This is a genomic window from Streptomyces sp. MMG1533, from assembly GCF_001279775.1.
Classification (GTDB): domain Bacteria; phylum Actinomycetota; class Actinomycetes; order Streptomycetales; family Streptomycetaceae; genus Streptomyces.
The window spans coordinates 62,104-69,706 of sequence record NZ_LGDG01000233.1 but is presented as its reverse complement, the minus strand read 5'-3'; the positions used below and the strand labels follow the sequence as shown (position 1 = coordinate 69,706).

The following is a 7,603-nucleotide window of genomic DNA, read 5'->3' as shown; positions in this document are numbered from 1 at the left end:
GAAGTCGCCCTCGGTGTGCTGGTGCAGCCCGGAGACGATCTTGATGAGGGTGGACTTGCCGGCGCCGTTGTCGCCCAGCACACAGGTGACCTGGCCCGGATGGACCTGGAGGCCGACGCCGTGCAGGGCGCGGATGTTGCCGTAGGACTTGCCCGCACCGCGCAGTTCGACGATCGGCGCGTCCTTGTCGGGGGCGGTGTCGGCGAGGACTGCGCCGTGGGTGCCGGTTCCGTTGGTTGTCATGGGGGTCACCTCCGGGTCGCCGACTGGCGGACCCACAGATTGATCAGGACGGCGCCGAGCAGCATCACGCCGAGGAAGGCCTTGAACCAGTCGGGGTTCCAGCCGGCGAAGACGATGCCCTGGTTCACCATGCCGAACATGAAGGCACCGAAGACCGGGCCGATAGCCGAGCCGTAGCCGCCGGTCAGCAGGCAGCCGCCGATCACCGCCGCGGCGATGTAGATGAGCTCCTGGCCGACGCCCTCGCCGGACTGGACGGTGTTGAAGGTGAACAGCTGGTGCATGCCGACGAACCAGGCGCCGAGGCCGACCAGCATGAACAGGGAGATCTTCGTGAAGGTCACCGGGACACCGACGGCCCGCGCGGACTCCTTGTTGCCGCCGACCGCGAAGATCCAGTTGCCGTACTTGGTGCGCAGCAGCACCCAGGTCGCGATGGCCGCGAAGACCAGCCAGTAGAAGATCGTGATCTTGACCTGGACGCCGCCGATGTCGAAGGACGAGGCGAAGATCTTCTTCGCCTGGTCGAAGCCGTCCATGTCGCTGATGTCGTCGGTGGCCACGTTGGTGGTGACCAGCTTGGTCACCGCCAGGTTGGCGCCCTGAAGGATCAGGAAGGTGCCCAGCGTGACCAGGAAGCTCGGCAGCCCGGTCTTCACGACCATCCAGCCGTTGAAGAAGCCGACCGCGAGCGACACGATCAGCGCGACGACCACGCCCATCCACACGTTGACGGTGAGCTGGTAGGTGAGCATGCTCGCGGTCAGTGCGGAGGTGAGCACCGCGACGCCGGACGACAGGTCGAACTCGCCGCCGATCATCAGCAGGGCGACCGGGAGGGTCATGATGCCGATGGTCGAGGCCTGGTACAGGATCGTGGCCATCGAGCTGCCGTCACGCACCGGCGGTGCAGCGATCAGGAAGAACACGTACACCGCGGCCGCGCCGAGAAAGACGCCGACCTCGGGCCGGGCCAACAGTCGGAGTGCCAGGGGGCGTTGAGAGGTCCGGCCGTCGGTCTGCTTCGGGCCGGAGGCCGGCGGTGTGGTCACCGCCGGCTCGGCATGCTGGGTCATGCTCATCACCTGGTGCCCTTCGCGGCGAACGAGGCCACGGCGTCGACGTTGGTCTTGTCGACGAAGGCCGGCCCGGTCAGTACCGGCTGCTCACCGCCGCCCATGTAGTTGCCGTTGTTCTTGTAGAGCCACAGGGAGTCGATCGCCAGGTAGCCCTGGAGGTAGGGCTGCTGGTCCACGGCGAACTCGATCGTGCCCTTGTCGATGGCGCCGGTCAGCTGCTTGTTGAGGTCGAACGTGGCGACCTTCGCCTTGCTGCCCGACTCGGACACCGACTGCGTCGCGGTCAGCGCGAAGGGGGCGCCGAGGGTGACGAGGTAGTCGATGGAGCTGTCCTGCTTGAGCTTGGCGGTGATCGTCGACTTCACGGACGGCATGTCGGTGCCGTTGACGAACAGCGTCTGCAGCTTGCCGGAGAAGGTCTTCTCCACGCCGGCGCAGCGCTGGGTGAGGCCGATGTTGCCCTGCTCCTGGACGACACAGACGGCGTTCTTGGCGCCGGCCGCGTTCAGCCGCTTGCCGAGCGCCTCGCCCGCGACGGTCTCGTCCTGGCCGAAGAACTCCATCAGGCCGAGCTTCTTCCACTCGCTCACACCGGAGTTGAGGCCGACCACGGGTATGTTCGCGGACTTCGCCTTGCCCACGACGTCCTTCAGGGCGTCCGGCTTGGCGAGCGTGATGGCTATGCCGTCGACCTTCTGGTCTATCGCGTTCTGCACCAGGTTGGCCTGGTTGCCCGCGTTCGGGTCGGCGGAGTAGACCAGCTTGATGTTGTCCTTGGCGGCCGCGGCCTCGGCGCCCTTGCGGACGATGTCCCAGAAGGTGTCGCCGGGCGACTGGTGGGTCACCAGCGCGACCGTCATCCGGGGGGTGCTGGCCTTGCCCGCGGAGGCGCCGGCCTCGCTCTCCTCGGCCTTCTTGCCGCCGGAGCTGCTGGAGCAGCCTGCGAGGGTCAGGGCCGCAGCCGCGGCGACTGCCACGACCGGGGCGAATCTGCGGGAGCGGAAGCCAGAAATGCGGTCCATCTTTCCTGCACCTCACTGCGCTACGGGGGAAAGGCATTCACGGGGTTTCAGGGGGCCCGGGACCTCGGAAGATCCGGGCCGTGCGCCGCGAGAACGCGGCTTGTGCGCTGGGACGGGATCCAATCCTCTGGCACGTCCGGTGTCAATACTTTGTTAAGACATCATTTCACAAGCAGGTCCGAATGTAAGTACAAACCATTGACAGTGTCGCCCTCCGCGGCCTACACCTGGGGCGGCGGGTCCTTCGGGAACCGTCTCCCCCCGCGCAGCTCGAGGAGGTCGCACATGGCCGGATCAGCCACATCCTTCGACCTGATCACTATGGGCCGAATCGGAGTGGATCTCTACCCCCTCCAGTCCGGCGTGCCTCTGGCACGTGTGGAGACCTTCGGGAAGTTCCTCGGCGGTTCGGCCGCGAACGTGGCGGTCGCGGCAGCCCGGCTCGGGCGCACCACAGCGGTGATCACCCGCACCGGCGCCGATCCGTTCGGAGTCTATCTCCACCAGCAGCTGCGCGAGTTCGGGGTCGACGACCGCTGGGTGACACCGGTCGACGGCCTTCCGACGCCGGTGACGTTCTGCGAACTCTTCCCGCCGGACGACTTCCCGCTGTACTTCTACCGTCGGCCGAGCGCTCCCGATCTGGCCGTCCACACCGACGAGTTGGACTACTTCGCGATCCGCGCGGCCCGGATCTTCTGGATCACCGGCACGGGGCTCAGCGAGGAACCGAGCCGGTCGGCGACGCTCGCGGCCCTCAAGTCCCGTGACAAGGCTGGTACGACGGTGTTCGACCTCGACTGGCGGCCGGCGCTCTGGAGCGACACAGCCTGGACGGACCCGGAAGAGGCGCGCCCGTACTACGCCGAGGCCCTGCGGCACGCGACCGTCGCCGTCGGCAACCTCGACGAGTGCGAGATCGCCACGGGAGTGCGCGAACCGCAGGCGTGCGCGGAGGCGTTGCTGGCGGCGGGCGTGGAGCTGGCCGTGGTGAAGCAGGGGCCGAAGGGCGTGCTCGCCATGCACCGCGACGGCACGACGGCCGAGGTTCCACCCGTCCCGGTCGAGGTGGTCAACGGCCTCGGCGCGGGCGACGCGTTCGGCGGTGCACTGTGCCACGGGCTGCTGTCCGGCTGGGAGTTGGAGCGGACCCTGCGGTACGCCAACGCGGCCGGTGCCCACGTCGCCTCCCGCCTCGCCTGCTCCTTGGCGATGCCGACCGGGGCCGAGGTCGAGAACCTGCTCGCGAGGGCTTCGGAACCGAGTACGACTGCCTGAGACGGAGCCTGTGTTGAGCATCGGCGACAGCGGCCGTCCGGCGACTGCCGCGACGAGTCCGCTGTCCACCGCCCCCTCCCAGCGAGGTCCCCGATGAGCCACCCCACGAGCGTCCGCCTGACCGTCGCCCAGGCGCTGGTGCGGTTCCTGTCCGTCCAGTACACCGAGCGGGACGGCGTACGGCACCGGCTGATCGCCGGCACCTGGGGCATCTTCGGCCACGGCAACGTGGCGGGCATCGGCCAGGCGCTCGGCGAACGCGGCCGGGCTCGGCATGGACGTCCTGCGCGCCAAGACCGTACGGGAGCTGCGCGAGGCACTGGCGACGGCCCGCGCCTCGGACCGGCCGACCTGTGTGTACGTCGAGACCGACCCGACGCCGACCGCTCCCCCGGCCGAGGCCTGGTGGGACGTGCCGGTGGCGGCGGTGGCGTCCCGCGAGGCGGCCGTACGGGCGCGGCAGGAGTACGACCGCCAGGTCACCGCCCGCCGCCACCACCTCTGACCCCCGCTCCCGACCCTCCGAGGGAGGTACCCCATGGCGAAGACCGGCGGCGACCCACGTGCCGCGACCACCCCCGCGCTCAGCTCTCTGGACTTCGCCCTGGACCGGGGCAGCCCGGTGCCGCTGTACTACCAGCTCGCCCAGCAACTGGAGGCGGCGATCGAGCACGGCGTGCTCGCCCCGGGCAATCTGCTGGGCAACGAGATCGACCTGTCCGTACGCCTCGGGCTGTCCCGCCCGACGGTCCGCCAGGCCATTCAGTCCCTGGTCGACAAGGGACTGCTGGTACGGCGGCGCGGGGTCGGCACGCAGGTGGTGCACAGCCAGGTCAAGCGCCCGCTCGAACTCAGCAGCCTGTACGACGACCTGGAGGCGGCCGGCCAGGGACCGGCCACCCGGGTCGTGCGCAACGAGGACGTCCCCGCGTCCGCCGACGTCGCGGCCGCCCTCGGCATCGCGGAGGGCAGCCAGGTCACGCTCCTGGAGCGGCTGCGCTCCACGCACGGCCAGCCCGTGGCCTTCCTGTGCAACTACCTCCCCGCCGGACTCCTCGACCTCGACACCCCGAGGCTCGAGTCGACCGGCCTGTACCGGATGATGCGCACCGCGGGCATCACCCTGCACAGCGCCCGCCAGACCATCGGCGCCCGCTCCGCCACCTCCGAGGAAGCCGCCCTGCTCGACGAGCCGGAGGGCGCCGCACTGCTGACCATGCAGCGCACGGCCTACGACGACACGGGGCGGCCGGTCGAGTACGGGACGCACATCTACCGCGCCTCCCGGTACGCGTTCGACTTCCAGCTGCTGGTCAGACCCTGAGGCTCGCGGACGGAACACCCGGTGGGCCAGTGGTCACGATCGGCCCTCCTTCGGCTCCGTCCGGAGAGCTCCGCGGCCACGTACGACCGGCGCGTTCAGTGGGCCGCGTCCAGCCGCGTCCGCTGCTCCGCCGACAGTTCCAGGTCCACCGCCGCCAGGTTCTCCTCCAGCTGTCCCACCGACGACGCCCCGACGAGGGGGATGACCGGCAGTTCGCCGCCCAGCTGCCAGGCGAGGACCACCTGGTTGACGGTCGCGCCGGTCTCCCGGGCGATCTCGCGCAGTGCCTCGAGGCGGGGCGGGGTGCCCGGGTGGTCGTAGTCCTGGGGCAGCACGTCCGGGCGTACGTAGGCGCCCTTCAGCAGCGGCGAGTAGGCGACCAGGGTCAGGCCGGGTTCGGCGCGCAGGTAGCCGAGCAGATCGGCACCCGCGTGACCGAGGCTGCCGTCGGGGAAGAGGTCGCCGGGCACGTCTGTCCGGGCCCGCAGGTGGCTGTGCTGGTACTGGAGGACCTCGTAGCCCGGCAGCCCGGCCGCCGCCGCGATCGCCCGGGCCCGTTCCACCCGCCAGATCGCGTGGTTGCTGACGCCGAGCAGGCCGACCGTGCCCTCCGCGACCAGTGAGGCGAAGCCTTCGACCGTCTCCGCCAAGGGGACGGTGTGGTCCTCGATGTGGGCGTAGAGCAGGTCCAGCTTCTCGACGCCGAGGCGCTCGCGGCTGCGTTCGGCCGACTCGCGGATCACCTTCGCCGACAGGCCCTCCGCGTTGTCGACGTAGCTCGTGCCGGGGGCGAGGGGACGGGCGCCGAGCTTGGTGGCGATGACGATCTCGTCGCCGATGCCGCGGCTGCGCCGCCAGCGGCCGAGCAGCTCCTCGCTCTGTCCGCCCTGGCCGCCGTCGATCCAGAAGGCGTAGTTGTCGGACGTGTCGATGAAGTTCCCGCCGGCCTCGACGTAGCGGTCGAGCACGGCGAAGGAGGTCTCCTCGTCCGTGCGCGAGCCGAACAGCATCGCGCCGAGCGCGAGCACGCTCACCTCGCGGCGGGTGGCCGGGTCCGTCCCGATGGTGCGGTACTTCATGCTGCTTCCTCCCCATCCGGCCGGTCTTTCCGGCTCGCCGAGGAGTCTTCATCTTGAAGCGCACTCCAAGTCAAGGGAGTACGCGGTGACTTCGGGCGTTCCGTCGCTCAGCGGGCGAACGGGCCCTCCAGGGCCCTGTGGAAGGGCAGTTCGAGGATCTCGATGTCCTCGCCCTCCTCCTCCGGGCCGCCCCCTTCGTGGGTGCGGGTCGAGGGGCCGCAGGCGGCGGCGCAGAAGCCTCGCTTCCGCCCTCCGGGTCACCCCGGCACGGCGACCGCCACCCTTGACTCCCGAGAACAATGGGCGCACAGTCGTACATATACGTCGTAAACGTACGCCGCCCGAGTCCGCGCCAGGGCGGATTCCGCGACCTCGGCCGGCACAGACGGGAGCCGATCATGAGCGCACCGTCGACCGTCCTCGTCACCGGCGGGGCCGGTTTCATCGGCAGCCATACCTGTGTGGAGCTACTGGATCACGGCTACGAGTTGATCGTGGTCGACGACTACTCGAACAGTTCGCCGCAGGTCTTCGCCCGTGTGGAGCGGATCGCCGGACGCTTCGTCGGCGCCGTCTACGAGCTGGACATCCGTGACCAGCAAGCTCTGTCGGCCGTCTTCGACCGGCACACGGTGGACGCGGTCATCCACTTCGCCGCGCTCAAGTCCGTGAGCGGATCGACGCGGATGCCCGTCGAGTACTACGACACCAACGTCGGCGGCACGACGGCCCTGCTGCGGACCATGCACGAGCACGGTGTGCACCGGCTCGTGTTCTCCTCGTCCTGCTCCGTCTACGGCGAGGCCGGCCCCGGACCGCTCGACGAATCCACCCCCGCCCGGCCGACCAGTCCCTACGCCGCCTCGAAGTGGGCCTGCGAGCAGCTCCTCGCCGACGTCTGCCGATGGCGTCCCGAGTACACCGTGCAGTGCCTGCGGTACTTCAACCCGGTCGGCGCCCACCCCAGCGGACTGCTCGGCGAGGACCCGCGGGGCACCCCCGAGAACCTGATGCCGTACCTGGCGCAGGTGGCCGTCGGCCGACGGGAACGGCTGCACGTGTACGGAGGCGACTACCCCACGCCCGACGGGACCGCGATCCGTGACTTCATCCACGTCATGGACACCGTCGAGGCCCACCGCATCGCGCTGGACCACCTCGCCGACGCTCCGGGCATGCACGTGTACAACCTCGGTCTCGGCCATGGCCGTTCGGTCCTCGACGTCGTCGCCGCGTTTTCCCGGACCTGCGGCAGCGACATTCCCTACGAGCTCGCGCCGCGCCGCCCCGGCGACGTGGCCGAGCTCGTCGCCGACGCCAGCGCCGTGGCACGTGCCTGGGGCTGGCGCCCCATCCGGGACCTCGACGACATGTGCCGGGACGCCTGGCGGTTCCAGCAGCTCAATCCCCACGGCTACGCCGGATCTCCCCGGCGGCCCAGGGCGATGGAGCGCTGACCGGCCGGTGCCAAGATGCAGCCGGAGGCCTCCCATGCCTACGATCGGTACAGAAGCCCAGGTCGGCGCATAATTCGTGGCCCGGCCTCCTCCGGCTCGGGGAGGCGCTTTGCCGGTGCTG

General features: G+C 69.8%; 7 protein-coding genes and 2 pseudogenes. 4 read left to right on the top strand and 5 right to left on the bottom strand.

Going from position 1 to position 7,603, the window contains the following annotated elements; all coding sequences use genetic code 11:
* The 3 genes from ADK57_RS29675 to ADK57_RS29665 form a co-directional block, all read right to left on the bottom strand.
* Window positions 1–243, bottom strand: a 243-nt coding sequence (locus ADK57_RS29675) for an ATP-binding cassette domain-containing protein (RefSeq protein WP_159050171.1), incomplete at its 3' end; no start/stop codon positions are given.
* Between the two features lie 5 nt (window positions 244–248).
* The gene (locus tag ADK57_RS29670; protein WP_053752686.1) at window positions 249–1,325 is read right to left on the bottom strand and encodes an ABC transporter permease; all 1,077 of its coding nucleotides are present in this window, start codon (window positions 1,323–1,325) and stop codon (window positions 249–251) included.
* The gene (locus ADK57_RS29665; protein ID WP_053752685.1) at window positions 1,325–2,344 is read right to left on the bottom strand and encodes a sugar ABC transporter substrate-binding protein; all 1,020 of its coding nucleotides are present in this window, start codon (window positions 2,342–2,344) and stop codon (window positions 1,325–1,327) included. The genes ADK57_RS29670 and ADK57_RS29665 overlap by 1 nt, the downstream gene beginning before the upstream one ends.
* 285 nt (window positions 2,345–2,629) lie before the next feature.
* On the opposite strand from ADK57_RS29665, the gene iolC reads away from it, so the two are divergent.
* The 3 genes and pseudogenes from iolC to ADK57_RS29650 all read left to right on the top strand — a co-directional run bounded on the left by iolC (window position 2,630) and on the right by ADK57_RS29650 (window position 4,946).
* Window positions 2,630–3,622, top strand: a complete 993-nt coding sequence (iolC, locus tag ADK57_RS29660; protein ID WP_053752684.1) for a 5-dehydro-2-deoxygluconokinase — start codon at window positions 2,630–2,632, stop codon at window positions 3,620–3,622.
* A gap of 250 nt (window positions 3,623–3,872) precedes the next feature.
* A pseudogene (locus tag ADK57_RS29655) lies at window positions 3,873–4,127 on the top strand (3D-(3,5/4)-trihydroxycyclohexane-1,2-dione acylhydrolase (decyclizing)); the annotation flags it as partial.
* A 33-nt stretch (window positions 4,128–4,160) separates the two neighbouring features.
* Window positions 4,161–4,946 carry a GntR family transcriptional regulator gene (locus tag ADK57_RS29650; protein ID WP_053752682.1) on the top strand — a complete coding sequence of 262 codons (786 nt, stop codon included), beginning with the start codon at window positions 4,161–4,163 and terminating at the stop codon, window positions 4,944–4,946.
* Window positions 4,947–5,041: 95 nt separating this feature from the next.
* Here ADK57_RS29650 and ADK57_RS29645 read toward each other — a convergent pair whose 3' ends face one another.
* Together ADK57_RS29645 and ADK57_RS51485 are read right to left on the bottom strand one after the other, a co-directional pair.
* A complete protein-coding gene (locus tag ADK57_RS29645) occupies window positions 5,042–6,025 on the bottom strand; it encodes an aldo/keto reductase (RefSeq protein WP_053752681.1) in 984 nt (327 codons plus the stop codon).
* Between the two features lie 125 nt (window positions 6,026–6,150).
* Window positions 6,151–6,261 (bottom strand): annotated as a pseudogene (locus ADK57_RS51485) (GDP-mannose pyrophosphatase); the annotation flags it as partial.
* A gap of 162 nt (window positions 6,262–6,423) precedes the next feature.
* On the opposite strand from ADK57_RS51485, the gene galE reads away from it, so the two are divergent.
* Window positions 6,424–7,482, top strand: a complete 1,059-nt coding sequence (gene galE, locus ADK57_RS29640) for a UDP-glucose 4-epimerase GalE (protein ID WP_053752680.1) — start codon at window positions 6,424–6,426, stop codon at window positions 7,480–7,482.
* The last annotated feature ends 121 nt before the right edge of the window (window positions 7,483–7,603 follow it).